At 42.1% G+C, this 539-nt stretch carries 2 protein-coding genes; both read left to right on the forward strand.

Going from position 1 to position 539, the window contains the following annotated elements:
* Positions 1-344, forward strand: a 344-nt coding sequence (locus tag VZ95_RS27685) for a hypothetical protein (protein ID WP_045777460.1), incomplete at its 5' end; no start/stop codon positions are given.
* Positions 345-353: 9 nt separating this feature from the next.
* A partial coding sequence (locus tag VZ95_RS20200) for a polysaccharide biosynthesis protein (protein ID WP_045777461.1) occupies positions 354-539 on the forward strand: 186 nt, incomplete at its 3' end.

Raw genomic sequence — 539 nt, forward strand, 5'->3', positions numbered from 1 at the left:
GAAAAATTATAAAACGCAAGACAAGGAAAGAAAATGATTCTTTAAGGTATTTTATGGAAATATTTATGAGAATGAGCAGATTTGGTGAAAAAAAAGCGGAATTTAATCCAATATTTACTGGAACTATAGTGATTTTTACTGTGTTCTGTATTTATTGGTGGCGGCGAGTTTACTCGAGTGATTTTGACAATTACCAAAAACTTGTCCGAAAGAATTTCCGAGTTGTCATCGATCTTCTGGAGAAAGACTTTCTTAAGTTTCTCGAGGATGTTCGGCAAGAATTGCCTCTTGTGCGTCCCGAGCTGTTTGCCGATAAGGACAGTGTATCTTTGGATAAGGTTTGAGCGTGTCGCATGCTGAATGATAAGTCGATTCTGGTTACGGGTGGAACGGGGTCGTTTGGGAAGCGGTTGATCCGTACAATCCTAACGCGATATAAGCCGCGCCGTCTTATTGTGTTCAGCCGGGATGAGCTGAAGCAGTTCGAGATGCAGCGTGATTTCCCCGATACGCGTTTCGACTGCATGCGCTATTTCTTG

This window comes from Elstera litoralis, assembly GCF_000963705.1.
Lineage (GTDB): Bacteria > Pseudomonadota > Alphaproteobacteria > Elsterales > Elsteraceae > Elstera > Elstera litoralis.